Origin of the sequence: Actinoplanes ianthinogenes, from assembly GCF_018324205.1 — a bacterium.
GTDB lineage: Bacteria > Actinomycetota > Actinomycetes > Mycobacteriales > Micromonosporaceae > Actinoplanes > Actinoplanes ianthinogenes.
The window spans coordinates 5,535,137-5,561,300 of record NZ_AP023356.1 but is presented as its reverse complement, the minus strand read 5'-3'; the positions used below and the strand labels follow the sequence as shown (position 1 = coordinate 5,561,300).

The 26,164-nt window shown below is 72.1% G+C and carries 24 protein-coding genes; 12 read left to right on the top strand and 12 right to left on the bottom strand.

The genetic code is table 11. The features are described from left to right. Window positions 1-128 precede the first annotated feature (128 nt). Window positions 129-2,927: a phosphoenolpyruvate carboxylase gene (ppc, locus tag Aiant_RS25215; protein WP_189329305.1), complete on the top strand. Its 2,799-nt coding sequence runs from the start codon at window positions 129-131 to the stop codon at window positions 2,925-2,927. 114 nt (window positions 2,928-3,041) lie between these two features. Here the strand turns inward: ppc and Aiant_RS25210 are convergent, their stop codons facing one another. The 6 genes from Aiant_RS25210 to Aiant_RS25185 all read right to left on the bottom strand — a co-directional run bounded on the left by Aiant_RS25210 (window position 3,042) and on the right by Aiant_RS25185 (window position 9,147). Continuing rightward, window positions 3,042-3,284 carry an SMI1/KNR4 family protein gene (locus tag Aiant_RS25210; RefSeq protein ID WP_189329304.1) on the bottom strand — a complete coding sequence of 81 codons (243 nt, stop codon included), beginning with the start codon at window positions 3,282-3,284 and terminating at the stop codon, window positions 3,042-3,044. Between the two features lie 1,087 nt (window positions 3,285-4,371). Further along, window positions 4,372-5,082: an ABC transporter permease gene (locus Aiant_RS25205; RefSeq protein ID WP_189329303.1), complete on the bottom strand. Its 711-nt coding sequence runs from the start codon at window positions 5,080-5,082 to the stop codon at window positions 4,372-4,374. Further along, window positions 5,082-6,044, bottom strand: a complete 963-nt coding sequence (locus Aiant_RS25200; protein WP_425322617.1) for an ABC transporter ATP-binding protein — start codon at window positions 6,042-6,044, stop codon at window positions 5,082-5,084. The genes Aiant_RS25205 and Aiant_RS25200 overlap by 1 nt, the downstream gene beginning before the upstream one ends. After that, window positions 6,041-6,901, bottom strand: a complete 861-nt coding sequence (locus Aiant_RS25195) for an ABC transporter permease (protein WP_189329302.1) — start codon at window positions 6,899-6,901, stop codon at window positions 6,041-6,043. The genes Aiant_RS25200 and Aiant_RS25195 overlap by 4 nt, the downstream gene beginning before the upstream one ends. Then, window positions 6,894-7,808, bottom strand: coding sequence for an ABC transporter ATP-binding protein (locus tag Aiant_RS25190; RefSeq protein WP_189329301.1), 915 nt, complete (start codon window positions 7,806-7,808; stop codon window positions 6,894-6,896). Before Aiant_RS25190 ends, Aiant_RS25195 begins: the two co-directional genes overlap by 8 nt. An 85-nt stretch (window positions 7,809-7,893) precedes the next feature. Further along, a complete protein-coding gene (locus Aiant_RS25185) occupies window positions 7,894-9,147 on the bottom strand; it encodes a glycosyl hydrolase (protein ID WP_229829888.1) in 1,254 nt (417 codons plus the stop codon). Window positions 9,148-9,323: 176 nt separating this feature from the next. Here Aiant_RS25185 and cysC point away from each other — a divergent pair, with 176 nt between their 5' ends. The 8 genes from cysC (at window position 9,324) to Aiant_RS25145 (ending at window position 19,341) form a co-directional block, all read left to right on the top strand. Then, window positions 9,324-10,844: an adenylyl-sulfate kinase gene (cysC, locus tag Aiant_RS25180; RefSeq protein WP_189329300.1), complete on the top strand. Its 1,521-nt coding sequence runs from the start codon at window positions 9,324-9,326 to the stop codon at window positions 10,842-10,844. Window positions 10,845-10,927: 83 nt separating this feature from the next. Then, window positions 10,928-12,661: a Wzz/FepE/Etk N-terminal domain-containing protein gene (locus tag Aiant_RS25175; protein ID WP_189329299.1), complete on the top strand. Its 1,734-nt coding sequence runs from the start codon at window positions 10,928-10,930 to the stop codon at window positions 12,659-12,661. After that, window positions 12,658-14,016, top strand: coding sequence for an O-antigen ligase family protein (locus Aiant_RS25170; RefSeq protein WP_189329298.1), 1,359 nt, complete (start codon window positions 12,658-12,660; stop codon window positions 14,014-14,016). The genes Aiant_RS25175 and Aiant_RS25170 overlap by 4 nt, the downstream gene beginning before the upstream one ends. Beyond that, on the top strand, window positions 14,013-15,242 hold the full coding sequence (locus Aiant_RS25165) for a phosphotransferase (RefSeq protein ID WP_189329297.1): 1,230 nt from the start codon (window positions 14,013-14,015) through the stop codon (window positions 15,240-15,242). The genes Aiant_RS25170 and Aiant_RS25165 overlap by 4 nt, the downstream gene beginning before the upstream one ends. Beyond that, window positions 15,242-16,120, top strand: coding sequence for a sulfotransferase domain-containing protein (locus Aiant_RS25160; protein WP_189329296.1), 879 nt, complete (start codon window positions 15,242-15,244; stop codon window positions 16,118-16,120). The genes Aiant_RS25165 and Aiant_RS25160 overlap by 1 nt, the downstream gene beginning before the upstream one ends. Next, complete coding sequence (locus Aiant_RS25155; protein WP_229829887.1) at window positions 16,117-17,610, top strand: MATE family efflux transporter; 1,494 nt, start codon at window positions 16,117-16,119, stop codon at window positions 17,608-17,610. Before Aiant_RS25160 ends, Aiant_RS25155 begins: the two co-directional genes overlap by 4 nt. Then, a complete protein-coding gene (locus Aiant_RS25150; RefSeq protein WP_189329295.1) occupies window positions 17,607-18,344 on the top strand; it encodes a class I SAM-dependent methyltransferase in 738 nt (245 codons plus the stop codon). Before Aiant_RS25155 ends, Aiant_RS25150 begins: the two co-directional genes overlap by 4 nt. Further along, the gene (locus Aiant_RS25145) at window positions 18,337-19,341 is read left to right on the top strand and encodes a glycosyl hydrolase (protein WP_189329294.1); all 1,005 of its coding nucleotides are present in this window, start codon (window positions 18,337-18,339) and stop codon (window positions 19,339-19,341) included. The genes Aiant_RS25150 and Aiant_RS25145 overlap by 8 nt, the downstream gene beginning before the upstream one ends. Here the strand turns inward: Aiant_RS25145 and Aiant_RS25140 are convergent. The 5 genes from Aiant_RS25140 to Aiant_RS25120 form a co-directional block, all read right to left on the bottom strand. Further along, complete coding sequence (locus Aiant_RS25140) at window positions 19,338-20,108, bottom strand: hypothetical protein (protein ID WP_212846513.1); 771 nt, start codon at window positions 20,106-20,108, stop codon at window positions 19,338-19,340. The two genes, Aiant_RS25145 and Aiant_RS25140, sit on opposite strands and share 4 nt — an antisense overlap. A gap of 74 nt (window positions 20,109-20,182) precedes the next feature. Continuing rightward, window positions 20,183-20,683, bottom strand: coding sequence for a hypothetical protein (locus Aiant_RS25135; protein WP_189329292.1), 501 nt, complete (start codon window positions 20,681-20,683; stop codon window positions 20,183-20,185). After that, window positions 20,680-21,639, bottom strand: coding sequence for a hypothetical protein (locus Aiant_RS25130; RefSeq protein WP_189329291.1), 960 nt, complete (start codon window positions 21,637-21,639; stop codon window positions 20,680-20,682). The genes Aiant_RS25135 and Aiant_RS25130 overlap by 4 nt, the downstream gene beginning before the upstream one ends. A gap of 15 nt (window positions 21,640-21,654) precedes the next feature. Continuing rightward, on the bottom strand, window positions 21,655-22,023 hold the full coding sequence (locus Aiant_RS25125) for a hypothetical protein (protein ID WP_189329290.1): 369 nt from the start codon (window positions 22,021-22,023) through the stop codon (window positions 21,655-21,657). 79 nt (window positions 22,024-22,102) lie between these two features. Next, window positions 22,103-22,471, bottom strand: a complete 369-nt coding sequence (locus Aiant_RS25120) for a VOC family protein (protein ID WP_189329289.1) — start codon at window positions 22,469-22,471, stop codon at window positions 22,103-22,105. Between the two features lie 100 nt (window positions 22,472-22,571). Between Aiant_RS25120 and Aiant_RS25115 the strand changes: the two genes are divergently transcribed. Next, window positions 22,572-23,108 carry a DUF4262 domain-containing protein gene (locus tag Aiant_RS25115; RefSeq protein ID WP_189329288.1) on the top strand — a complete coding sequence of 179 codons (537 nt, stop codon included), beginning with the start codon at window positions 22,572-22,574 and terminating at the stop codon, window positions 23,106-23,108. 232 nt (window positions 23,109-23,340) lie between these two features. Here Aiant_RS25115 and Aiant_RS25110 read toward each other — a convergent pair whose 3' ends face one another. Next, a complete protein-coding gene (locus Aiant_RS25110) occupies window positions 23,341-24,252 on the bottom strand; it encodes a WecB/TagA/CpsF family glycosyltransferase (protein WP_189329287.1) in 912 nt (303 codons plus the stop codon). A gap of 62 nt (window positions 24,253-24,314) precedes the next feature. Here Aiant_RS25110 and Aiant_RS25105 point away from each other — a divergent pair, with 62 nt between their 5' ends. Together Aiant_RS25105 and Aiant_RS25100 are read left to right on the top strand one after the other, a co-directional pair. Beyond that, window positions 24,315-25,247, top strand: a complete 933-nt coding sequence (locus Aiant_RS25105) for a sulfotransferase family protein (protein WP_189329286.1) — start codon at window positions 24,315-24,317, stop codon at window positions 25,245-25,247. Further along, entirely contained in the window at window positions 25,244-26,158 is a 915-nt protein-coding gene (locus Aiant_RS25100; RefSeq protein WP_189329285.1) for a glycosyltransferase family A protein, read from the top strand. Before Aiant_RS25105 ends, Aiant_RS25100 begins: the two co-directional genes overlap by 4 nt. Window positions 26,159-26,164: the final 6 nt, after the last annotated feature.

Genomic DNA, 26,164 nt, shown 5'->3' with positions numbered 1-26,164 from the left:
AGCACGGGGACCGGCTGAACGACCGTGAGACTCTTGACTCAATTCACCCCCGCGCCGGGGGACGCCGATACGATCGGCGAAGTCGGGACAGCGCCGTCCTGGAGCCATCCGAGCGAAGGAGCGCCCCGATGACAGAGCAGCCTGCCCATCTCGACGAGCGAGAGGGGCCCGACGCGGAGCTACGTGCCGACATCCGCCGGATCGGCACGTTGCTCGGGCAGACCCTGGCCCGCCAGGAGGGCCGTCCCCTGCTCGACCTGGTCGAGGAGATCCGCGCCCTGGTCCGCCAGGACGCGCCGGCGGCCGCCGAGCGGCTCGCCGCGATGGACATCACCACCGGGACCAAGCTGGCCCGGGCCTTCTCCACCTACTTCCACCTGGCCAACATCACCGAGCAGGTGCACCGCGCCCGGGACCTGCGGCGGCGCCGCGCCAAGGAGGGCGGCTGGCTGGACCAGGCCGCCAAGCGGATCGCCGAGCAGGGTGTCCCGGCCGACGAGATCGCCGCGGCCGCCCGCCGGCTCGCGGTCCGCCCGGTCTTCACCGCGCACCCGACCGAGGCCGCCCGCCGCTCGATCCTGAGCAAGCTGCGCCAGGTCGCCGACTCGCTGGACGCCGAGTCGGCCGCCGCGGTGCTCTACGGCGACACCGACACCACGGTCTCCACCAAGCGGTTCGCCGAGCTGATCGACCTGCTATGGCAGACCGACGAGCTGCGCCTGGACCGGCCGGACCCGCTGGACGAGGCGCGCAACGCGGTCTACTACCTCAAGGACCTGTACGCCGAGGCCGCCCCGCAGGTGCTCGACGACCTGGCCGAGACGCTGCGCCGGCTGGGCGTGGAGACCGCGCCCACGTCGCGCCCGCTCACCTTCGGCTCGTGGATCGGCGGCGACCGGGACGGCAACCCGTTCGTCACCCCGGCCGTCACCCGCGACGTGCTGCTCATCCAGCACGAGCACGGCATCCAGGCCGCCGAGAAGGTGATGGACAAGCTGATCGAGGAGCTGTCCGTCTCCCGCCGGCTGCGCGGGGTCTCCCTCGACCTGTCCGCCAGCCTGGCCCAGGACCTGGACAACCTGCCCGAGGTGGCGGCCCGGTTCCGCCGGGTCAACGCCGAGGAGCCCTACCGGCTGAAGGTCCGGGCGATCAAGGCGAAGCTGGCCAACACCCGGGCCCGGCTGCAGAGCGGCACCCCGCACGTGGCCGGCCGCGACTACCTGGGCAGCGACGAGCTGATCGCCGACCTGGAGCTGATGCGTGCGTCGCTGGCCCGCAACTCCGGCCAGCTGTCCGCGGTCGGCGTGGTGGCCACCGCGATCCGGCAGGTGTCGGCGTTCGGCCTGCAACTGGCGACGCTCGACGTGCGCGAGCACGCGGAGAAGCACCACGAGGTGCTCCAGCAGATGTACACCCAGGTCGGCGAGGTCGAGGACTACGCCACCCTGGACCGCACCGAGCGCACCAAACTGCTCGCCACCGAGCTGACCGGGCGGCGGCCGCTCTCCAGCGCCGACACCCCGCTCACCGACTCGGCGCGCAAGACCTTCGACGTCTTCCACACGATCCGGGACGCGCAGGACCGGTTCGGCATGGACGTCATCGAGACCTACATCATCTCGATGACCCTCGGTGTCGACGACGTGCTCGCCGCGGCGGTGCTGGCCCGCGAGGCCGGCCTGATCGACATCCAGACCGGGCGGGCGCGGGTCAACATCGTGCCGCTGCTGGAGACCCCGGCCGAGCTGGACGCCGGTGGCGACCTGCTGGACGAGATGCTGTCGATGCCGGCGTACCGGGAGATCGTCCGGGCGCGCGGCGACCTGCAGGAGGTCATGCTCGGCTACTCGGACTCCAACAAGGAGGCCGGGATCACCACCAGTCAGTGGCGGATCCACAAGGCGCAGCGCTCGCTGCGTGACGTGGCCGCGCGGCACGGTGTCCGGCTGCGGCTGTTCCACGGCCGGGGCGGCACCGTCGGCCGGGGCGGTGGCCCGACCCACGAGGCGATCCTGGCGCAGCCGTACGGCACGCTGGACGGCGCGATCAAGGTGACCGAGCAGGGCGAGGTCATCTCCGACAAGTACACCGTGCCGGCCCTGGCCCGGGAGAACCTCGAGCTGACCACGGCGGCGGTGCTGCAGGCCACGCTGCTGCACACCACGCAGACGGTCGACCCGGCCCGGCTCGCGGTGTGGGACTCGACCATGGACACCGCCTCGGACGCGGCGTTCCAGGCGTACCGCGCCCTGGTGGAAAACCCGGACCTGCCGGCGTACTTCTGGGCGGCCACCCCGACCGAGCTGCTCGGCGCGCTGAACATCGGCTCCCGCCCGGCCAAGCGGCCGAACGCGGACGCCGGGCTCGGCGGCCTGCGGGCCATCCCGTGGGTGTTCGGCTGGACCCAGACCCGGCAGATCGTCCCCGGCTGGTTCGGTGTCGGCTCCGGCCTGGCCGCGGTCCGCGCCGCCGGCCAGGGCGACGTGCTCGGCGAGATGCACGAGAACTGGCAGTTCTTCCGCACGTTCCTGTCGAACGTGGCGATGATGCTGGCCAAGACCGACCTCTCGATCGCCCGTCGTTACGTCGAGACGCTGGTCCCGGAGAACCTGCACCCGATCTTCGCCACCATCGAGGCGGAGTACGACCGGACCGTCCAGGAGGTCCTGGCCATCACCGGCGAGCCGCAGATCCTCGCGGCCCAGCCGGAGCTGTCCCGCACCCTCGGCGTCCGCGACACCTACCTGGAGCCGCTGCACCACCTCCAGGTGGCCCTGCTCCGTCAGTACCGCGACCTGGGCGACGGCGGCCGCCAGCTGCCGACCGCGCCGGGCACCCGCCGGGGCCCGTCGGACTCGACGGCTCTGGAGCGCGCCCTGCTCACCACGGTCAACGGCATCGCCGCCGGCATGCGCAACACCGGCTGATCTTTCTGATCAAGCGGCCCGGGAGCGTTCGGCTTCCGGGCCGCTTTCTTTTGTGGCCGCCGTCTTTTGTGGCCGCTTCCTTTTGGGGCCGCTTCCCGCACGGTCCGCTCGGCCTCACCGCCTACTTTCCCGTCGCCGCCCCGCGCCACCCCGGCTCACCTGCAGCAGAAACGACCGATACTCCCCCGGCAGCTCGCTCCCGATCTGCCCCTCCACCTCGGCCAGCTCCGCCGCCGTCAGCGGCGGCTCCAGCATCCAGCCGTGCCCCAGCCGCCCGCCGAACACCTCAGCGCCACCCGGATGCGCGGCGAGGGCCGCCACCCGGGCCCGAACATCCGTCCAATCCATCCCCGTCACGCCGCAACCTACAAGCACCCACCGACGAAACCGCGGCGTCGCCTTTCACCACGACCAGCCAAGGCGGGATGCGACCCGGTCAAATCCGGGCGCATGACCGGTTCCGGTCCGCCGCCCCCCGCGGTCCGACCACGACGACCCGCCCTTTCCGTACGCCCCTGAAGCCCAGCCCTGCCGTGTGCTGCCGAGCTGGCCCTGACGGCCCCGTCCCGCCCGGAGATAGGGCCACCAGCACCAGCCCGACAACCACCGGCTGGCCCTGACCGCCCTATCCCCACCCGGAATAGGGCCACCAGCACCAGCCCGACAACGCCAGCTGGCCCCGACCGCCCCGTCCCGGCCGGGCATAGGGCCACCAGCACCAGCCCGACAACCCCCAGCTGGCCCCGACCGCCCTATCCCGGCCGGGGACAGGGCCACTAGCGCCAGCCCGACAACCACCGGCTGGCCCTCACCGCCCTATCCCCACCCGGAATAGGGCCACCAGCACCAGCCCGACAACCCCAGCTGGCCCCGACCGCCCCGTCCCGGCCGGGCATAGGGCCACTAGCGCCAGCCCGACAACCCCCGGCTGGCCCTGACCGCCCTATCCCCACCCGGAATAGGACCACTGGCGCCAGCCCGACAACCGCCGGCTGGCCCTCACGGCCCTGTCCCGGCCGGGCATAGGGCCACTAGCACCAGCCCGACAACCGCCGGCTGGCCTTGACGGCCCTGTCCCGGCCGGGCATAGGGCCACTAGCGCCAGCCCGACAACCCCGGCTGGCCCTGACCGCCCTATCCCCACCGGGGACAGGGCCACTGGCGCCAGCCGGGAGCCGGCCCGAAGCGGTAGGTGGGCACGGTGCTGTGGGCGTACCGGAAATGTCGGACAACGGTCGAGGGTGGGCAGCGGACCGTGAGCCGGACGTGGATCGGCCTGGTGCCGGGCGGGCCGTGGGCGGCGGCCGGGTCGGCGCGAAGGGCGCTTCGTGGCCCGGGACGCATGATCGTTACCGGTGGCGGGCCGGGGCAGATCGGCGGCCCCGGGCGGAAACGGGAACGCCCCGCGCGGGAGATCCGCGCGGGGCATCGGGGTCGAGAGGGGTCAGCTGGTTTCGCCGGCCAGGCTGAAGGAGCCGAGGCGGTTGATCGCGACCACCGTGCACAGCACCACGAACACCGCGCTCATCACCGCGGCCGTCATCAGACCGACCTTGGCGTCGAGGATGGTGGTGGGGTGGAGCTTGTCCGCGATCGTGATCACGTACTGCTCGATGGAGAGGACGCGGGTGCCGCTCACCCAGCGGCCCAGCAGGCCCTCCCAGATCAGGATGTAGACCAGGCCGAGCAGGACCGGGCGCTTGGTGAGCAGGCTGAGCAGCAGGAACAGGGCGGTGTAGGCGAACGAGCCGACCAGCGCGGCGACCGCGAGGGCGACGCCGAACTGCACCGAGCCGGCCAGAGCGCCGGCCGCGAAGAGCGGGATCGTGGTGGTGACGGCGGTGGCCAGTACGGCGACCACGAATTTCGCCAGGATGATGTCCCGGCGGGGCAGCGGCTTGGTCAGGATGTGCACCAGCGTGCCGTCGTCGATCTCGGAGCCGAGGACCCCGGTGCCGACGATCAGGGCCACCACCGGCAGCACCACGGCGAAGCCGAGCCCGACGATGACCGCGGTGCCCCACTGGGTGGGGTCCAGGTCGTACGCCTTGCAGACGGCCGCCAGGCCGATCAGCAGCAGGGGCAGCGGCAGGAGCATGAGCGCCCGGCGCCGGCCGAAGAGGCCGCGCGCCGTGATCATGGCGACGGTCGACATCAGGCCTCCAGCAGGTAGGAGAAGACGCTCTCCAGGGACTCGTCCGACGGCACCAGCTGGTGCAGGCGGATCCCCTGGTCGAGGGCGATACGGGGAAGGGCGCGGGTGAAGTCGCCGTAGTCCGAGGCACGGACGGTCATCCCGCCGTTCTCGATCTCGATGCCGGCCACCGATTTCTCGGCGATCAGCGCGACCGCCAGCCGCCGGTCGTCGGAGCTGCGCACGGCGAACACGTGCGGCCGGTTGGTCATCAGCCGGCGGATCTTGCGGTAGTCGCCGGAGGCGGCGAGCCGGCCCGCCACGATCACCTGGACCAGCCCGGCGACCTGCTCGACCTCCTCCAGGATGTGCGAGCTGAACAGGATGGTGTGCCCGTTGTCGCCGAGGGAGTGCAGCAGCTCCATCATGTGCATCCGCTGCCGCGGGTCCATGCCGTTGAACGGCTCGTCGAGCAGCAGCACCTTCGGCTCGTGGACCAGCGCGGCGGCCACCCGGGTGCGCTGCCGCATGCCCTTGGAGAAGGTGCCGATCCGGCGGTTCGCGGCGTCGGTCATCTCGACCAGTTCGAGAGCGCGGCGGGTGGCCCCGGCCGGGTCACGCAGTTTCTGCATCTTGGCGCAGGCCAGCACGAACTGCTCGGCGGTGAGGAAGGCGTGCACCGCCTCGCGCTCGGTGACCAGGCCCAGGTCGCGATAGACGGCCGGGTTGCGCCAGGTGGGCTTGCCGTGGATGGTGACCGCACCCCGGGACGGGGCCAGGAAGCCGGCCATCATGTGCAGGATCGTGGTCTTGCCGGCGCCGTTCGGGCCGAGCAGGCCGGTCACGCCGGTGCCGAGCGCCATGGTGATGTCGTTGACCGCGACGACGTTGCCGTACCAGCGGGAGACGTTGCGCAGGTCGACCACGCCGGGCGCGATGTCGTCCGGCACCGCGGGGGCCGAGGGTTCCACAGAGGTCGTCACAGCGCGGCCACCTTCCGGTAGCGGGCGAGCAGGAGCAGGAGGCAGGCGGCGATCAGGCAGAACGCCTCGATGCCGTAGATCGGGCCGTACCGGCCCAGGTCGATGCCGATCTCGGTGCCGAACGCCCAGGAGCCGAACCCGCTGATCAGAGTCATCGGGCTGACCAGGCCGGCCAGGTGGTTGGCGGTGGTGGACGGCAGCACGCTCATCACACCGACCACCGGGGTGGTCATCAGGAACACCGCGACGATGCCGCCGGCGGCGAACGCCTGCTTGCCGGTCAGCGACGCGATCAGCAGGCCGATGCTGGTGAACAGCAGCGCCCAGACCACGCTGTACCCCAGTCCGGGCACCAGGTCCCGCACCTCGTCCCAGACCCCGGAGAAGCCCTTCTTGGTGGTGAACGCGGCGCCCAGGAACATGATCAGCTGCGGGACGCCGAGGAGCAGGAAGATGGCCGTGGTCATCGCCAGGAACTTGGCGATCACGTAGTCCGCGGCGCGCAGCGGGCGGCTGAAGTACAGCGGGAGCGTCCCGGAGCGGATGTCCCGGGAGACCAGCGTGGGCGCCAGGATCGCGGCGAAGAAGATGATCAGCCAGCTCAGCGAGTCGTCGAACTCGGCGTAACCGAACTCGAAGTCCGGGATCTGCGACTTGACCGCCGCGATGATCACCGCGACCAGCACGGTGATGCCGGCGACCAGCCACGGGAAGATCTTGGCTTTGGCGGAGCGGCCCAGCCCGTACGCGGCACGCAGCCCGTGCACGTAGAGCGCGTTGATCGCGGCGGCGCGGCCCAGCCGGGGGCCGGTGTACCGCTGATAGCCGATGTCATGGATGACGCCGGTCTCAGACATCGGCGGTCTCCTTCGTGGTGAAGAGCTCGGCCACCCGGTGCCGGCGCTGGTCCAGACGGTGCAGGTTGAGGTCGAGCTCGGTGACGGCGCGCAGGATCCGGTCGTACGCCGCGTCCGAGTCGAGCGGCACCAGCAGCATCCGCCCGTCGCGGGACACCACCAGACCCATCTGGGTGAGGTGGGCGGCGAGCTGGTCGGCGCCCTCGCTGACCTCGACCGCCAGCACGTCGGAGGCGGCGGTCATCGAGGAGATCCGGTCGGCGCGCAGCAGGCGGCCGCCCTGGATGGCGATCAGCGAGTCGCAGATCCGCTCGACCTCGCCGAGCAGGTGCGAGCAGACCACCACGGAGATGCCGAACTCGTTGCCGATCCGGTGGATCAGGGCGAGCATGGCGTCCCGGCCGGCCGGGTCGAGGCCGTTGGTCGGCTCGTCCAGCAGTAGCAGGTCGGGGTCGTGCACCAGCGCCTGGGCGAGCTTGACCCGCTGCTTCATGCCGGTGGAGTAGCCACCGATCTGCCGATACCGCTCCTCGTAGAGGCCGACGTGCCGCAGCGCCTCGGAGGCCCGCTCCCGGGCCGTGGTGCGCGGCAGGCCGCTCATCCGGGCCAGGTGGGTGACGAACTCGGCGGCCGACACGTCGGGCGGCAGGCAGTCGTTCTCCGGCATGTATCCGACCCTGGCCCGCACCTTGTCGGTCTGGGTGACCGGGTCGAGGTCGAAGACCCGGACCGTGCCGGCGCTGGGCGCGATCAAGCCGAGCATGATTTTGATGAACGTGCTCTTGCCGGCGCCGTTGGCGCCGACAAGGCCGATGACGCCGGCCTCGACCTCGACGGTGAGATCGGCCAGGGCGGTCACCCCGCCCCCGTACGTCTTGGTGAGCGCTTGAGTAGCGATGATGTTCACGGCCTCAGCCTAGGAAGCCATCGCACCCCACTGAATCCGGAAGGACCCTGAGGCGCTCTCAGGGTCCCTCAGCATCCTCACAGGTTCAGCCCAGCGACACCTGGAAGACCGGGAGCTTGCCGAGCCGCCGGTACTCGCGCAGGGCGGCCGGCGTGCAGTCCACCGACGAGTCCTGCCCCTTCTGATTGGCCGGCGTCTCGAAGTGCACCATCGCCTTGATCGCCGGGAACCGCCCGATCTGCTGCCCCACCTCGCGGTAGAACTCGGCCATGTGCCCGGGGTTGCGCTTGCTGAACCACACCCCCCACTCGGCCACCATCAGCGGCTTCCCGGGGTGCCGGGCGCGCACCCAGTTGTAGAACCCGGGCCACCCCGGCTTGAGCGCCGACCGCCGGTTGAGCAGCTCGGCGAAGTCCCCGTGTCCGTACCCCGGGTCGCTGTACGAGTAGGTGTCGAACCCGATCCAGTCGACCACGTCGTCCCCCGGATACATGTCGCTGAACCAGCTCTTCGTGGTGTGCGGGACATACGCCATGTGCACCAGCACGGTCACCATGTTGGTCGCCCCGTGCGCCCGCAGCCGCTGCACCACGTGCCGGAACATCGCCGCGTAGTCGCGCGCCGTGTACCCCGAGCCGCGCCGCTCGCGCACCTGGTCCTCGGCCTCGTGGTGGATCGCGAAGTAGAACGGCTCGCGGAAGTCGCGGCGCAGGTGCTCGGCCATCCGGTCGAGGAACGCGTCGGTGCGCCGGTCGCCGCGGGCGATCCCGGCCCAGGTGGTGCTCTCCGGTTTCCAGTTGAGCAGCAGGATCCGCTTGCGCCCGGGCTGCCGGGCGATGGCGATCTCCTGCTCGGTCGGGAACACCTGCCGGATCCCGTGGTGGTAGGCGTGGTAGATCGCCTGGTGCCGGCCGGTCTTGCGCTCGAAGTCGGCGAGCGCGCCGGGCCCGCGCTCCTCGGTCCGCGCGCCGGGCGCCACGCCCCACAGCACGCCGCAGGTGGGCACCAGCTTGTCCGCGAGGTGGCAGGGCTTGCGTGCCGAGGCCGCGCCGCCCGGCAGGCCCTGCCGCAGCGGTCGCTCCGCGCCGCTGAGCACGGTCGGCCGGATCCGGGACGGCCGATCCAGGTCCGCGGTGAAGGTCGCGGTGGGCGAGGTGGTCTCGGCAGGCTGAATTTTCCGGTACGCCGTGCTGGCGCCCGGTGCGGCGGTGACCACCGGATCTCCGTACGGGGTCAGCCCGAGCTGTTCCACACCTCCGGTCCAGGCCCAGGCCAGGGTGGCCGCGACGGACATCGCGAAGGCGGTGCCCAGCGCGGTGACGTGCAGGATCTGTCTCACAATCGCCCAGTATTAGAGGATGATCCGTAATTGTCCAGGAAGCTCCGCTCGCAAACTGGTATCGGGCAAACGGACGATTTTGGGGCCGCCGACGCGAGATCGCGATCCCGCCTCGACCGGATCAGACCGGGCTGCGAAACTGTCACCCAAGTCAGCCGCGGCAAGGGGATCGCAAGGTGAGTGGCTCGGTACTGCCCGAAGACGTCCTGCGGGACGCACCGTCGTTCGCCCCGCGCCCGTTTGAGCTGGCAGATCTCGAGCTGCTGCTCTCCGGGGCGTACGCACCGCTGACCGGGTTCCTGGTCCGCGCCGATCTGGTCGCGCTCGGGCGGACCGGCCGGCTGGCCGACGGCACGCCCTGGCCGGTCCCGGTCACCCTGGAGGTCCCGGCCGAGATCGCCGAGAAGGTCGACCCCGCCGACCCGGCCCGGCGCACCGTGGTGCTGACCGACCTGGAGGGCGCGCCGATCGCCGCGATCGAGGCGGCCGACGTCTGGCGGATCGCCGACAACCGGTTCGGCCTGGGCGGCCCGGTGCGCAAGATGGGCGACGGCGGGCACGGCCCGTTCCAGCGCCTGCGCCGCTCGCCGGAGGAGGTCAAGGCGCTGCTGCCGCCCGGCCGGGTGCTCGGCGTGATCGCCGACCGGCCGCTGCACCGGCCGCAGCTCGCGCAGATCGCGCACGCCGCCCGGACGCTCGCCGCGCACCTGCTCATCCTGATCCCGATCAGCGGGCACGGGCCGGACGGCCTGCCACCCGAGGCGCTGGTCCGGGCGGTCTTCGCGGCCCGCGACCGGATGCCCCCGGCCACCGTGGTCGCGGTGCCGCTGATGCCGCGCGGCGACGAGATGCGCGACGCCCTGCTGCGCTCCCGGGTGGCCGCCGCTTACGGCGTGACCCACGTGCTCTCCACCGTCGAGGCGCTGCCCGGCGCCGGCCTGCGGGTGCTGGTCCCGCGCGAGTTGGCGTACGACAACCGGGACGGGCAGTGGCGCTGGCGCGACGACATCCCGCCGCGCAACCGCCGGCTGGCGATGACCCCGGCCGAGATCGACGACCTGCTGGACCGGGGCTTCCCGCTGCCCGAGTGGCACACCCCGCCCGCGGTGGCCAAGGAGCTGTCCCGGGTCCGGCCGCCGCGCCGGCACCGCGGCCTGGTGGTCTTCTTCACCGGGCTGTCCGGCTCCGGCAAGTCGACCATCGCCCGCAACCTGGCGGACGCGCTGCGGGAGACCGGCGACCGGACGGTGACCCTGCTCGACGGTGACGTGGTGCGCCGCGAGCTGACCGCCGGGCTGGGCTTCAGCAAGGCCGACCGGGACCGCAACGTGCGCCGGATCGGCTGGGTGGCGGCCGAGGTGGGCCGGCACCGCGGGATGGCGGTGGCCTGCCCGATCGCGCCGTACGAGGCGGCCCGTGCCGCGGTGCGCCGGATGGCCGTGGAGGCCGGCGCCGGCTTCATCCTGGTGCACGTGGCCACCCCGCTCGAGGTCTGCGAGCGCCGCGACCGCAAGGGCCTGTACGCCCGCGCCCGGGCCGGCCAGCTGCGCGGCATGACCGGCATCGACGACCCGTACGAGGAGCCGGCCGACGCCGAGCTGACCCTGGACACCACCACGATGTCCGTCGCCGAGGCCGTCGAGCTGGTCCTCGGCTACCTGGTCGAGAACGGCTGGGTGGAGCCCAAGCTCAGCTGACCCATCACTCGCGGCAGGAGTCGGGCGTTGACCCCCTTGGGGCGAAACGCCCAAAACTCCTCCTCGAAAGGCCGCGGAAACCGATGGAAGCGGATCGTCCACCGTCCTCCGATGTCGCCCACTACCTGGGCGCGGTTCGCCGGCACTGGTGGATCGCCCTGCTGGCGACGGCCGCCGGCCTGGGTGTCGGCACGGTGGTGACGCACGCGCTGCCCCGGGTCTACGAATCCTCCTCGGCGGTCCTGGTGCAGGCGGTGGACCAGGACGTGAACGCGCAGGGCGGCCGCACCAAGGGCGCGGTCAACCTGGACACCGAGGCGCAGCTGGTCGGCTCCGGCGCGGTCGCCGCGAAGGCCGCCGCGCTGCTGCGCACCGACGTGTCGCCGCTGGAGCTGGCGCACTCGGTGTCGGTGCAGGTGCCGGCGAACACCACGGTTCTGATGATCACCTTCCAGGCGGACACGCCGATGAAGGCGCAGGCCGGGTCGCACGCGTTCGCCGAGGCGTACCTGCGCAACCGGGAGGAGACCGCCCGGTCCGCGCTGGACAAGCAGATCGCCTCGCTGAACCTGAAGGTCAAGCAGCTCACCGCCACGCTCACTGGGATCAACGCCCGGCTGGCCACCGCGCGCAAGGGCAGCTCGTCGGAGAGCAACCTGCAAAGCCTGCGCAGCAACTCGCAGAACCAGCTGAACAGCCTCACCGGCCGGTTGAACGAGCTGACCACCACCACGGTCGGCGGCGGCGCGATCATCAGCGACGCCCGGATGCCGGACACCCCGTCCAGCCCGAACACGCCGCTGGACATCGCCACCGGTGGGATGATCGGGCTGCTGCTCGGGCTGGCGCTGGCGTATCTGCGGGAGCGCTTCGACCGGCGGCTGGTCACCGCGGTGGACGTCCGTGACCGGGGACGGGTGCCGGTGCTGGCCGCCCTCGACGAGCGGACCACCCCGCACTTCGACGACGTGCTTCAGCCCTACGGACCGGGTGGCCGGGTCTTCAACCGGCTGCGCAACGAGGTGCTGGCCAGCCTGCGCCCGGAGGACCGGGTGATCGTGGTGACCGGCACCAGCCGGGGCTCGGCGAGCACCCTGGTCGCGGCGAACCTGGCGGCCGCGCTGGCCCGGACCGGCGGTGACGTGGTCCTGATCGGCGCGCACCTGCCGGACAGCGTGGTGGACGCCGCGCCGCTGGCCCGGATGCTCGGCGTCGCGGCCACGCCCGGCCTCTCCGACCTGCTGGCCGGCCGGGTCGCCCTGTCCCGGGCCTTGCAGCGCACCCCGCGCATCCCGTCCCTGCGGGTGATCACCACCGGCGGCACCGCGACCGCGGCCGGGCTGATGCAGTCGCAGCGGCTGCGCGACACCCTGGACGCGCTGCGCCGGCAGGGCGGTTACGTGGTCGTCGAGGCCCCGTCGACCAGCAGCAGCGCCGACGCGCAGAGCCTGGCCAGTCTCGCCGACGCGGCCATCCTCGCGGTCGAGCTGCGCCGCACCCGGCGCCCGGCGCTGGTGGACGCCACCGAACAGCTCCAGCGGGTGGGCACCCGGCTGCTCGGCGCCGTGGTGCTGCCGCGGCTGGCCGCGCGGCGGCCCGGCGACGTGTCCGGCCCGGCGGTCACGTTGCCGCTGACCGGCACCGAACCGGTGATCGACGAGGCCACCCAGCAGATCTCCTCGCTCAAGGACCGCTCCTCGCTGCCGGAGCGCGGGGAGCCGGTGTCCGCCACGGTCCGGCCGCGACCCGCCGACGGCGATTCCGCCGACCAGACCTCCGTCATCGACCGCGTCACCACGGACGGCGACGAGAAGTGACCGCGGTCGCCCCGGCGGCGCCGCCTCACCATCGCGCCGGGCGGGACCTGAGTCTGCCGGCCTGGCCGGTGAGCGGGATCCTGCTGCTGTACCCGCTCTGGTGGGCTCTCGGGCTAGGTGTGCTGATCTTCCCGCTGGCCGCCGTACCGATGCTGGTCCTGATGATCCGGCGGCGGGCCGCGGGCCGCCCGCTCCGCCTGCCCCCGGGTTTCGCCTGGTGGGCGATCTTCCTGATCGCCGCGGTGGTGAGCATCGCGGCGCTGGGCGCGGACCCGGCGCAGACGGTGGTGGAGCGGGCCGCCGGCCGGCTCCCGGCGGCCGCCTACAAGCTGGCCATGTACGGCTCGCTGACCGTGCTGCTGCTGTACGCCGGGAACCTGACCGAGCGCGAGCTGCCCCGCCGCCGGCTGGTCCGGCTGCTCGCCGGAATGTTCGTGCTGACCGTGCTGGGCGGGCTGCTCGGCATGGTCGCCGGGACGTTCGAGTTCACCTCACCGGTGGAGTGGCTGCTGCCGCACGGGATCCGCGAGAAGGGGTTCGTCCGGTCGCTGGTGCACCCCTACGCCGCGCAGATCATGGACATCGTCGGCGGTGACAAGCCGCGCCCGGCCGCGCCGTGGGGATACACCAACACCTGGGGCAACAACTTCTGCCTGCTGGTCCCGTGGCTGCTGGTGGCCGCCGCGGCCGCCCGGCGCCCGGGGCGGCGGGTGCTGGCCTGGCTCTGCCTGCTGGTCTCGGTGGCGCCGGCCGTGGTCTCGTTGAACCGCGGCCTGTGGATCGGCCTCGGCGTGCTGATCGGCTATGTCGCGATCCGCTACGTGCTGGCCGGCAAGATCTGGGTGCTCGGCGCGCTGGCGCTGGCCGCCGCCGGGATCTCGGTGGCGCTGCTGGCCACCCCGCTCGGCGAGACCGTGCAGGCCCGGCTGGACAACGGCAAGTCGAACGGGGTCCGCTCGTTCCTGATCGAGCGGGCGATGGACGGTTTCGCCGACTCCCCGGTGATCGGTTACGGCGGCACCCGCAACACCCTCGGCGGGCGCAACTCGATCACGGTCGGCGAGAGCTCCGAGTGCGAGCGCTGCGGCAACTTCACCGTCGGCGGCAACGGTCAGCTCTGGCAACTGCTCTATTCGCACGGCGCGGTCGGCGCCGCCGGATATCTGGGCTTCTTCGCGTACGGCCTGTGGCGTTTCCGCCGCGACCGCAGTGCCGTCGGGGTGGCCGGCAGCGCGGCGCTGGTCAGCTCGTTCTCCGCGATGCTCTGGTACAACGCGCTGGTCACCCCTCTGGCGTTCATGGTTGTCGGGTACGCGCTGCTCTGGCGCAACTGGATCGAGGGGAATAACGATTGAGTCCGGTAAAGACCGCGCCGGCGGAGCTGACCGCCGGTGACGCGGCGCTGCGCACCCAGTACCTCACCGAGGTTCTCGGCCTGCTCTACCCGCCGCCGTGCGACGCGAACGGCGGCGAGGGCAACCTGATCGCCGAGTACCTGGTGGTGCCGAACGCGCACCGCCCTCGCCTGCTGGTCCCGAACGCGTCCCGGCCGGTCGCCGCCGCCGCGGTCCGCCGATACGCCGAGCCGCAGTCCCGGATGGCCCGCCTCAAGCGCACCGCCGTGGTGGCCGCCGTGCAGACCCGGACCGACCGGCTCGTCTTCCGCGACCGGATCCGGGTCACCGGCCCGGTGTCGGCCAGCATCGACGGCTACCTGAGCGACGCACTCCGGCGCGATTTGTCAGTAAGTGTTCACATCGGTCCGGCTCGGGCCAACCGCAAACCGGTCCTCCAGCTGCTCACCCCGGAGGGCGAGACGTTCGCCTTCGGCAAGATCGGTACCGGGCCGCTCACCCAGCGCCTGGTCCGCGCCGAGACGGCGGCGCTGCACGCGCTCAGCACCAGCGGGCTGACCAAGCTGACCGTGCCGCGGGTGCTGCACGCCGGGCAGTGGCGCGGCCTCCAGGTGCTGGTCCAGACCGCGCTGCCGGTCTGGCTGCCGCGGGCGCCGCTGACCCCGCGCCGGCTTGCCGCGGCGATGGTCGACATCGCCGGGTGCTGCGGATACACCACCGGGCCGCTGGTGCAGAGCGCGTACTGGCACGAGCTGCGGGCCCGGCTGGCCGCGGTCGCCGAGCGTTCCGAGGGCGCCGGGCTGGCCGCCGCCGTGGACCTGCTCGCCGCGCACAGCGGCGAGACCACGCTGCGCTACGGCGCGTGGCACGGCGACTGGGCGCCCTGGAACATGGCCAACCTGGCCGACGCGCTGCTGGTCTGGGACTGGGAGCGGTTCGCCACCGGGGTGCCGCTCGGCTTCGACGCCGTGCACCACGAGCTGCAAAAACGCATCCAGACCAGCGGCGACGCCCGGGGCGCGGTGGAGGCCACGGTACGCCGGGCCGACGAGCTGCTCGCCCCGTTCGGCGTGGCGCCGGTGGCCCGCGAGACCACCGCGCTGCTCTACCTGGTCGATCTCGCCGTGCGCTACCTGACCGACCGCCAGGCCGAGGCCGGCGCCCGGCTCGGCGTGCTCGGCACCTGGCTGCTGCCGGTGCTCATCCGGCGCGTGGAGGAACTCTGATGAACGTCCGCAACCTGCCCGCCCCGATGAAGGCGGTGGTGCACCTGGGCTCCCGCTCGTTCGGCCGGCTCACCTCCGACCAGCGGATGCTCCCGTCGTTCCTGATCTGCGGCGGCCAGCGCTGCGGCACCACCTCGCTGTACCGGGCGATGGCCGCGCACCCGGTGGTGCTCAAGGCGGTGCTGCACAAGGGCGTGCACTACTTCGACACGTCGTATCACCGCGGGATCGACTGGTACCGGGCGCACTTCCCGGCCCGGCGCGCGGCGGAACGGGTGGCCGAACGGTACGGCGTCCCGGCACAGACCTTCGAGTCCAGTCCGTACTACATGTACCACCCGCAGGCGGTCGCTCGGATCGCGCGCGACCTGCCGTACGCGAAGATCGTGGTCCTGGTCCGTGATCCGGTGGAGCGCGCCTACTCACAGCACCATCACGAGGTGGCTCGCGGTTTCGACACCGAGCGTGACTTCGGTGCGGCACTCGCGCTGGAGCCGGCCCGGCTGCACCGGCAGGAGGAACGGCTGGCCGCGGAGCCGAACTACTACAGCTTCGCCCACCAGCACCACGCCTACCGCGCCCGCGGCGAGTACGCCCGCTACCTGAGCGTGATGGCCCAGCACGTCGGCCGGGAACGCATCCACGTGGTGGAGTCCGAGCGGTTCTTCACCGACCCGGAGCCGGTCTACGACGAGGTCTGCCGCTTCCTCGGGCTGCCGCCGCAGCTGGAACGCCCGGCGTTCGAGCGGCACAACGCCCGCCCCCGGCAGGCCGACATGGACCCGGGGCTGCGGCGCGAGCTGCGCGCCTACTACCAGCCGCACGACGAGGCCCTGGCCGGCTGGCTGGGGCGCACGCCGATCTGGCGTCGCGGGTGACGCACGGGGTACTCGCGGCGGACCCGGCCAGGGCCACCCGCGGCGCGGCCCGCGGCGGACTGGCCAACATGGCCGGATCCGCCCTGGCCGGCGGCGTCGGCGTGGTGGTGACCTGGGTCGTCGCGCGCCGCCTCGGGCAGGCCGAGGCCGGCGCGTTCTTCTCCGCCACCGCCGCGTTCGTGCTGGCCGGCGGCGTGGCCAAGCTGGGCACCGGCACCGGCCTGGTCTACTGGCCGGCCCGGCTGCGGGCCACCGGCCGCGACCATCTGCTCGGCGCCTGCCTGCGCACCGGACTCGGCCCGGTGGTCGCGCTCTCGCTGGCCCTGGCGGCGGCGTTGTGGTTCGCCGCGCCGAACGACACGCTGCGGACGCTGGCGCTCTTCCTGCCGCTCCAGGTGCTCACCGACACCCTGCTCACCGCCACCCGCGGGTATCGCTCGATGCGCCCGACCGTGCTGGTGGACCGGGTGATCCGCAACGTCCTCCAGCTGCTCACGGTCGGCGCCGCGGCGCTGTGGTTCGCCTCGCTGCCCGGTCTGGCGCTGGCCTGGGCCCTGCCCTACCTCCCGGCCGCCGTGCTCGCCGGACTCGCGGCCCGCCGCCTCTACCGGGCCGGGCGACCCACCGGCGCGACCAGCCGCCAGGTCGAGCGGCGTGCCCTGCGCCGCGAGTTCTGGCTGTTCACCGGCCCCCGCGCGGTCGCCGCGGTGGCCCAGCTCGCCCTGCAACGGGTGGACGTGCTGCTGGTCGCCGCCCTCGGCGGGCTCGGGGCGGCCGCGGTCTACGCCGTCGCCGGCCGCTTCGTGATCCTGATCCAGTTCGCCAACCAGGGCATCTCGCAGTCCGTGCAGCCCCGGCTGGCCGAGGCGCTGAGCACCGGCGACCGCGCCGCCGCCAACCGGCTCTACCAGGTCGCCACCGGCTGGCTGGTGCTGATCACCTGGCCGATCAACCTGCTGGTGATCCTGTTCGCGCCGTACTACCTGCGGTTCTTCGGCGACGGCTACGCCGCCGGGACGCCGGTGGTCCGGGTGCTGGCGGTCGCCATGCTGGTCGCCACCGGCTGCGGCATGGTCGACATGGTGCTGGCGATGGCCGGGCGTACCTCGCTCAACCTCGGCAACGTGCTGGTCGCGCTGGCCGTCACGATCGGCCTCGACGTGCTGTTGATCCCCCGGTGGGGCGCGCTCGGCGCGGCCGCGGGACTGGCCGGCGCGATGGTCGCCAACAATCTGCTGCCGCTGGTCCAGGTGTACCGCGGCACCCGTCTGCATCCGTTCGGCCCGGGCACCCGGGCCGCCGCGCTGCTCTCGATCGGCTGCTTCGGCCTGCTGCCGCAGGCGGTGACCGCCCTCGCCGGGGACGGTCCGGCCGGCCTGGCGCTGGCCACCGCGGTCGCGGTGCCGGCCTTCACGGCCGGCGCCTGGCTGCTGCGTGACCGGCTCGAACTCGGCGCGTTCACCCGACGAAACCCTCAGGAGGCGAGTTGACCAGCGACTACACGCAGGTGTTCCGGGACACCGAGGCGGTGGAGAAATACGAGTCGGTGACCTACGCGCCGGACAGTTACGCGTCCCGGATCAACGACCGGCAGCGCGATTACCTGCGCGGGCTGGTCCGTCGCGAGTTCGAGGGCCACCACCCGCCGGTGCAGCACGACTTCGCCTGCGGCACCGGGCGGGCCATCCGGACCCTGCACGGGCTGGTCCGCGAGGCGCACGGCTACGACACCTCCGCCGAGATGATGGCGAAGGCGGCCGAGGTGGGGTCGCGGGCGTACTGGCACCAGGTGGCCACCGACGGGCCGGTGCCGACCCCGGTGGCGGCCGGCTTCCCGGCCATCGTGACGGTGTTCCGGCTGCTGCTCAACGTGGACGAGACGGTCCGCGACCGGGCCCTGGCGTTCGCCGCCAAGGCACTGCCGCACCGCGGCTCCGGGGTGCTGGTGGTGGAGAACCACGGCAACGCCGGCTCGGTCCGGCACCTGCGCGCCCGGCGGCACCAGGGCGAGCGCTGGTTCGCCGAGCTGTCCCACGAGGAGGTGGCCGCGCTGCTCGACCGGCACGGCTTCGAGATCGTGGAACGCCGCGGGTTCTCCATGCTCACCCCGTCGCTGCACGACCACCGGCTGGCCCGGCTCGCGGACGCGGCGGCGCGGCGGCTGCCCGGCACCGACGGGTACGCGGTGAACGTGCTCTACACCGCGCGGCGGGTTCATGCGTAGGGGGCTGCTCGGGGCGTTCCTCGCCGTACTGATGCTGTCGGCGGCCTGCACCGGCAACGACCGCGAGAATCCCGCCCCGCCACCCGCGCCGGACCTGTCCGGACGGCCGCGGGCCGTCGCGGTGCAGGATGGTCCGTTCGCCGCCGGACCGTTCACGCCTCCGGCGAGGGGAGCGTACGTCGGCGCCTGGATCAAACCGGAGGAGCTCACCCACGTGGGCCGGCTGGCCGCGGTCGACTCGCTGGAGAGCTCACTGGGCCGGCGGCTGGACATCCTGAACACGTACCGGCGTTTCGACCAGCTCGTCGGGACCGCGTCCGATCAGGAGTTCCTGGCACAGGGACAGTCCCTCATGATCAGCTGGGCGACCGGCGACAACCGGTCCATCCTGGACGGCGAGCACGACCGCCTGATCCACCAGCAGGCCCGCGCGATCCGCCGGATCAAGCAGCCGGTGCTGCTGCGGATGCGCTGGGAGATGGACCGGCCGAACCTGCGGGCGACCATGTGGTCCGGCGCCGACTACATCGCGGCCTGGAAGTACGTCCGGGCGATCTTCCGCCAGGAGCGCGCCGACAACGTCTCCTGGGTGTGGTGCCCGACCGCCGAGGGCTTCCAGCGCGGCGAGGCCGCGGACTTCTACCCGGGCGACGACCAGGTCGACTGGACCTGCGTCGACGTCTACGCCGGAGCGGACTTCCAGCCGATCGGCGACCTGATGGGCCCGTTCCTCCAGTGGGCCGCTCAACGACCGAAACCGATCATCATCGGCGAGTTCGGCGTGGCGAAGGCGTGGGGCTCGGCGAACCGGGCCGCCTGGCTCCGCGACGCGGAACGCACCTTCAAGGTGAACCGGCAGATCAAGGCGGTCGCGTACTTCGAGTCCGACCCTGAGGGGAACGGCCCCAACCAGCAGTTCCAGCTGGCCGGCGACCAGGTCGCCTTCAAGGCCTTCCACTCCCTGGTCCAGGACCCGTACTTCAACGTGGACCGTTAGTTGACCGGCTCCCCGGAGGGCCGGTACACCCCGCCCGCCAAGCGGGACAGGTCGCAGTACTCGGACACCAGCGTCTTCGCCTGATCGGCCCGGAGGGGGATGTCGCTGTCCAGGGTGCGGGCATCGTATCCAGCGGTGCCGCACTGCGACGGCTCATGAACCGCGTCCAGCAGGCCGCCGACCACCGCGCCGGAAGAGTCGAAGAACACCGCCGCGGTACCCCGGGGAGTCATCGGGCGGCAGGCCGTCGAGGTGACCGAGTACCGGACCGAGCCCGTCAGCCGCTCCTCCTTGGACCGCTCGATGTCGTGGACGGTGGCGGCGAACGGCGGGAACGACGCCGCGGTGTCCGCCGGCAGCCAGGTCACCGATCCGAACGCCACGTCGAACGAGGACACCTTGTCGGCAGCCCCGCCGACCACCTCGCGCGTGGCGACGGTGGCGCCGAGAGCGACCTGCTCACCGGGACGAATGACCGGAATCTGCTGGATCAGCCATCGGGCATGGGACGGGTGGACCGCATCCCGGCCCTGCGCGTCGACGACGCGCAGGCTGACCTCGGTGCGGTAGGCGATCCGGCCGCTCGTGTTCCGCACCACCGCGCCCAGGCTCACATTGGACCTGCCGTCGAACTGGCTGAACCCATGGTCGGTGACCTCGAGCCCCCGCCACCGGGGGCTTGCCCTGCCGGTGCGCCGGCCCCGGCCGGTGCGCTCGCGGGAATCGCGCACGCCGACGGACCGGTGGACGGTGTCCCGCGGTCGCATCCGCTCGCCGCCACCACGAGCATCAGGCCGAGCGGAAGGCCCCAGGAAATCCTCCGGGTCATGACACCCTCCTATCAGCCGTAGATCCGGGTCTTGAGATCTCTGATGCCGGCGAATTGATCGCGGATGACGGCCTGGGCCGCCTCGCCGAAACCCGCGGAGAACTGCCGCTCGTCGAGCACCCGCAACGCGCCGGCGGTGATCCACACGTGCCAGGCCCGCATCCCGCGAACGGTGACGACGATCCGGTCGTCCCGGGACCGCCCCTCCGCGACCAGTTGCTCTCGTTGCTCGACGTATGCCTGGTCGCGCCACCCGATCGCGGGCGGCTCCTTGGTGATCGTCCGTTCGAACGCCTCGCTGAGCGCCCGGAAATACCGTCGAACGTACTCGGCGTGCAACACCCGAGCCAGCGATGCCAGGTGGTCCGCCAGCTCCCGTTCGGAGAACCGCTGGTAGCAACCCGGCGCGAAGGCCAGATCGACCCTGTCACGGTGGTACAGCTCGGCGTTGATCGCGCCGCCCGCGACCGAGGCAGGCACCCGCATCCGGTCCAGTGAATCGCGCAGTCTCATCGCGCATGCCCCAAATACTTGTCGTCGAAGACGGTGCTCGGCGTCGCGTCGAGAAGCGCCGGCCGTGGCGATACGAACATTCCGCGGTGCTGGTCGATGGAGGCGTGCAGGGATCGCAGCACGCCGGCGATCAACTGCTCGCCCTGCTGGATCTCACCGATGGCCTGGGCCACCCCTCGGCGCATCTGCTCGATGACGACCGCCGCGGTCTCGCCGTGGTAGTGGGTCTCCTTCTTCGGGTTGAGCTGATGCGCCGCGATCACCTGCCCGGCCGCACCGACGGCGGTCACCGCGGCCGCGGCGCCAAGCAGCGAGGTGCCGGCCGAAAGCGGCACCGCGGCCACCGCGGCGACGGATGCCACGATGGTCCAGGTCATGGTCCACTGGTTCTGCCCGCAATGCCCCATGTTGTCGAGAGCGGTCAGGGTGTCGTGCGCGACCGTGTCGATGTTGGCCCGGGCATTGAGCCACAACGCCTTCTGTGCCTCCAGCGCGCCTCGGAGCACTGCGCACCCGATGAACTGGTTCGTCACGATGGATGAGAAGTCGTGGACGAATTTTGAGCGGAACTTGTCCCCGCCGTCACCAGTCCATTGATCCAGGTAGCTCTCGGTGGCCCCGACCCGGTCCAGGAGCACGTTCACCAAATAGGTGTCCCCGGTGATGGGGTCGTCGGGCATCCGGCCGGAGGACAGGTGGTTCATGCCGCCGCTGAGCTCCTGGAGGAGACCGTCGAACGACGCCGGGTCCGGTGTCATCGCGAACGGTTCGAACAACGACGGCACGTCGGCGAACTCGGAGAAAATCGCCGCGCGGGCAGCATCCTCGCCGGGGTGCGGCGTGTACGGCGGATCACCGGGCCTCGGCGCCTCGCGCACGCCTTTCTCCTTCATGGCGGCGGCGATCGCGGCGGCCTGGATGTCGCGGGCGTGCTCCATCAACTCATCGAAGCTCACAACCACTCCTCCGATTCAGAGGTGCAGCGTCGGCTCGGGCATACCGCGCGTGGCCAGTACCGACTGGAAGGCCGCAGCGGCCTCGTCGTCGGTCTCCTGGTACACCTTCACCGCCATGCAGCAGACCTCGGCCACGCCCAGGAGGTTGGTTCGGGTTTCCGCGAGGACGGCGGCAAGCGCGTCGCGCAGGTCGCGCCATGGCTGGTAGACCGGGCCGAACGCGCCGCCGCCGAAGACGTCCGGCCGCTGGAAGGCGTAGCTCAGTCCGCGCTCGGTCGCGTCGATCGGCGCGAGCGCCTGGGCGTACTGATAAGCGACCGACGGGTAATTGTCCTTTCCCGCAGTCAAAAGATCGTACAGGTCAACGCCGAGATTCGGATTCACTCGATCACGCTCCTAGCAGGACGCCTGACCAGTTACACGCCGCCATCGCGAATCGGGTTCAAAGAATGTCGTTGATCAATCAGCCGCGGAGCGGCTCCAGGAATTCCAGGCGGTTGCCGTGGCCGTCGGCGGAGTAGAGCCGCCGATGGCCCGGGAAGTGCGGATCCCACTCGACCGGGTGGCCGGCGGCCGTCAGCGTCTCGGCGAGCCCGTCCAGGTCGTCGATCAGCACACCCGGGTGCGCCTTGGTCGCCGGGGTGAAGTCCGGGACCGGGCTGAGGTGCACCTCCCAGCCGCCGGCCCGGAACCAGCAGCCGCCGCGGGCGGCCAGGACCGGGGGTTTCACCACCTCGGCCATGCCGAGGACGCCGCTGTAGAAGGCCCGCGCGACGGCTTCGCCGCCGGGTGGGGTCAGCAGTTGGACATGATGCAGACCGACGATGCGCATGGCGGCATTCTAACAGTACGTACGTACGGTTTTGGTATCACGAAAAGTGTCGTACACGTGTTCCATAGTGGGCCTGAGTCCGTCTTTCCCAGGGGGTCCCATGTCCGACTTCTTCAGTGAGCAGACCGAGATCATCCAGCGGTTCGGCTGGGCGGTGGTGCACGTGCTGCCGTCCGAGGAGGACCCGGCCGACGCCGTGCCGTTCGCCTACACCGTGGGCCTGACCGCCGACGGCCATCCCGAGCTGATCATCGCGGGGCTGCCGCCGGATCTCGGCCATCAGCTGCTCAACGAGGTGGCCGGCCGGGTGCACGAGGAGGGTGCCCGGTTCCGGCACGGCCGACGGGTCGCCGACCTGATCGTCGATCAGGACGTGGTGGTCCTCTCCGGGTCACCCACCGCCGAGCTGTGGCCCGGCGCCGCGCTGGCGCGTTACGGTCGCGGCCGGGTCCGCCTCCAGCAGCTCGTCTGGCCCGATCCGGAGGATCATTTCCCCTGGCAGGAGGACTATCCGGCGGAGGAGTACCGGCAGCCGCTGATCGACGCGCCGCCGGCCGCCGTGATCCGCTGCCGGGCGCCCCGCAGCCTGGCCGGGCCGCTCGGCCGCCGCAGCCGCCCCGGCCGGCGGACCCCATGACCGATGCACGGCCACCACCCGCCGACCGGGAGCGGCGCGCACCCGACCCGGGGCCAACGCGCCCGACCTGGGGCCAGCGCGCGCCCAACCCGGGTCCAACGCACGCCCAACCCGGGGCCAACGCGGGACCGATGCGCGCCCAACCCGGGGCCGACGCGCGCCCGACCCGAGAGCGGCGAACAACCAACCCGGATCCCGGCGCGACCGACCCCGGCAGCAGCTCGCGGCCCGCTCAGGCCCGGGCGCGCCGACGCCGGGGCGCCCGGGCCAGCAGCCGCAGCGCATAGGGCGCGTCATGGCGGAGATACCGCCCGGCCAGCCGCCGCGGCTCGGCCCCCAGGCGGTGCGCCCACTCCAGGCCGGTGCGCTGCATCCAGCGCGGCGCCCGGTGCACGTCGCCGGCCACGAAATTCACCGCGGCCCCGCACCCGACGAACCAGGCGGCCGGCAGGTGCCGGCGGAGGCGCTCGATGACCAGTTCCTGCTTGGGAAACCCGAGACCGACGAAGACCAGGTCCGGCCGCGCGTCCGCGACCTGCTCACAGACCTCCGCATAGGACGCCTCGTCCCGCTCGAAACCGAAGGGAGGACTGACCGCCCCGGCGATCCGCAACCCCGGGCTCGCCGCGGCGAGCCGCACGGCCGCGCGCACCGCGCCCGACGCCCGCACCTCACGCACCTCCCGCACGGTGACCACGCCGCCGGCCGAGTTCCGCCGCCGGCCCACGATCGGCACCTCGACGGTGGGCCCGGCCAGCGCCGCGGCCGGCCCGTCACCGGTGATCGTTCGCGGGGACGGGGTCCCGCCGAGCACGAAGACGGAGCGGCCGTCACGGCCCAGCCCGCGCGACAGCGTCCAGATCAGGCTGCTCCCGGCCACCCGCTCCGGCAGCGGCGCCCCGCCCAGCTTGCTGGCCCAGATCAGCGGCATCCCGTCGGCCACGATCAGATCGGCGTCGTCGAGGTGGCGGCGGGCGTCCGGGTCGGTGGACGCGCGGCGCAGGATGTCGACGTTCGGGGTGATGATCCGGCCGCCGCGACCGCGGGACAGCGCGTCCCGGACCACCGCGACCACCTCGTCCTCGGTGATCCGGTCGATCCCCGTGCCGTCCAGATGCACGCGGTCGAAAGCCTCGATAACCACCTGACGCCTCCTTTTGCCTGCTTCACTCGTTACCAGAGCGAAACGATCGAAGGCGGGCCAAAGTGGCACAAGTGCTATTTCTGGGCGGATTGGGGCGAAGCGGCACCACACTCGTCGAACGTCTGCTCGGCGAACTTCCCGGCGTCTGCGCTCTCGGTGAGGTCGTCCACCTGTGGCAGCGCGACCTGCGCGACGACGAGCGCTGCGGATGCGGCGAGCGCTTCTCGGCCTGCTCGTTCTGGCAGCAGGTCGGCAAGAACGCCTTCGACGGCTGGGCGAACGTCGACGTCGACCGGGTGCACGCCCTGCGCGACGCGGTCGAGCGGACCCGGCACATCCCCCGCCTGGCGGCCTGCACGACGCCCACCGCCGACGTCCGCGAGTACGCCGACTACTACGCCCGGATCTACACCGCCGCGGCCGAGATCTCCGGCGCACAGCTGGTGGTCGACTCCTCCAAGCACTCCGCGCTGGCCCACGTGCTGCGCGCGGCCGGCGGCATCGACCTCAAGGTGGTGCACGTGGTCCGCGACGCCCGCGGGGTCGCGTACTCGTGGACCAAACGGGTCACCCGCCCGGAGACCGACGGCGCCGACGAGATGACGCGCTACTCCCCCGGCCGCTCGGCGCTGCTGTGGAACGCGCACAACGCCGCGTTCGGCCTGCTCGCCCGGCGCGGCGTGCCGGTCCGGCGGATCCGCTACGAGGAGTTCCTGGCCGACCCGCGGGCCGGCCTGATCCGGCTGGCCGACTTCGCCGGGCTGGCGCTGCACCCCACCGACCTGGACTTCCTCCGGCCCGGCCACGCCGACCTGCGGACCGGGCACAGCGCGGCGGGCAACCCGATGCGGTTCACCGTGGGCCGCCTGCCGCTGCGCCACGACGACGCCTGGATGCAATCGCTGCCGGCCGCTCAGCGCCGCCTGGTCGGCGCGGTGTGCGGGCCGATGCTGCGCGCGTACGGCTACCCGCTGAACCCACAGGAGGCGCGATGAACTGGCCGTCGGTCGGGGTCGTCATCCCCACCCGGAACCGCCCGGAGCTGGTCCGCCGCTCGATCGCCGCGGTACGGGAGCAGCGGTACCCGGGCGAACTCAAGGTCATCGTGGTCTACGACCAGACCGAGCCGGACTTCTCGCTCGCCTGTACCGAGGACGTACCGGTGCTGGTCCTGACCAACTGGCGGCCCGCCGGTCTGGCCGGCGCCCGCAACACCGGCGTCCTGGCCCTGGACACCGAGCTGGTGGCGTTCTGCGACGACGACGACCGCTGGTTGCCGGACAAGCTGCGCCGGCAGGTGGCCGCACTGCTGGCCGAGCCGGACGCCGAGTTCGCCACCTGCGCGATCGAGGTGGAGTTCGAGGGGCACACCACGCCCCGGCTGGCCGGGCGCAGCCGGGTGACCGTCGACGACCTGGCCCGGTCCCGGATGGCGATGCTGCACTCGTCGTCGTTCCTGATCCGCCGGGAGGCGCTCGCCGAGGACGCCGTCGGGCTGGTCGCCGAGGACGCCCCGGGCAGCCAGAACGAGGATTGGGACCTTTTGCTCAGGGCGGCCCGGCGTACGCCGATCGTGCATCTGGACGAGCCTCTCGTCCAGGTGCTCTGGGGGCGCAGCTCGCACTACGCCTACGAGTACGCCACCAAGATCTCCTCGCTGCGCTGGATGATGCAGCGGCACCCGGAGATCAGCGGCTGCCGGCCCGGCGCCGCCCGGGTGTACGGGCAGCTCGCGTGCTGGTCGGCCGCGTCCGGCAACCGCAGCCAGGCCTGGCAGTTCAGCAAGGAGGCGGTACGCGCGAACTGGAAGGAACCGCGTACCGCGATCGCACTCGCCGCGATGACCGGCGCGGTCAAGGTGGAGAATGTGCTTTCAGCGCTGCACAAGCGCGGCCGGGGTATCTGAGGTCAC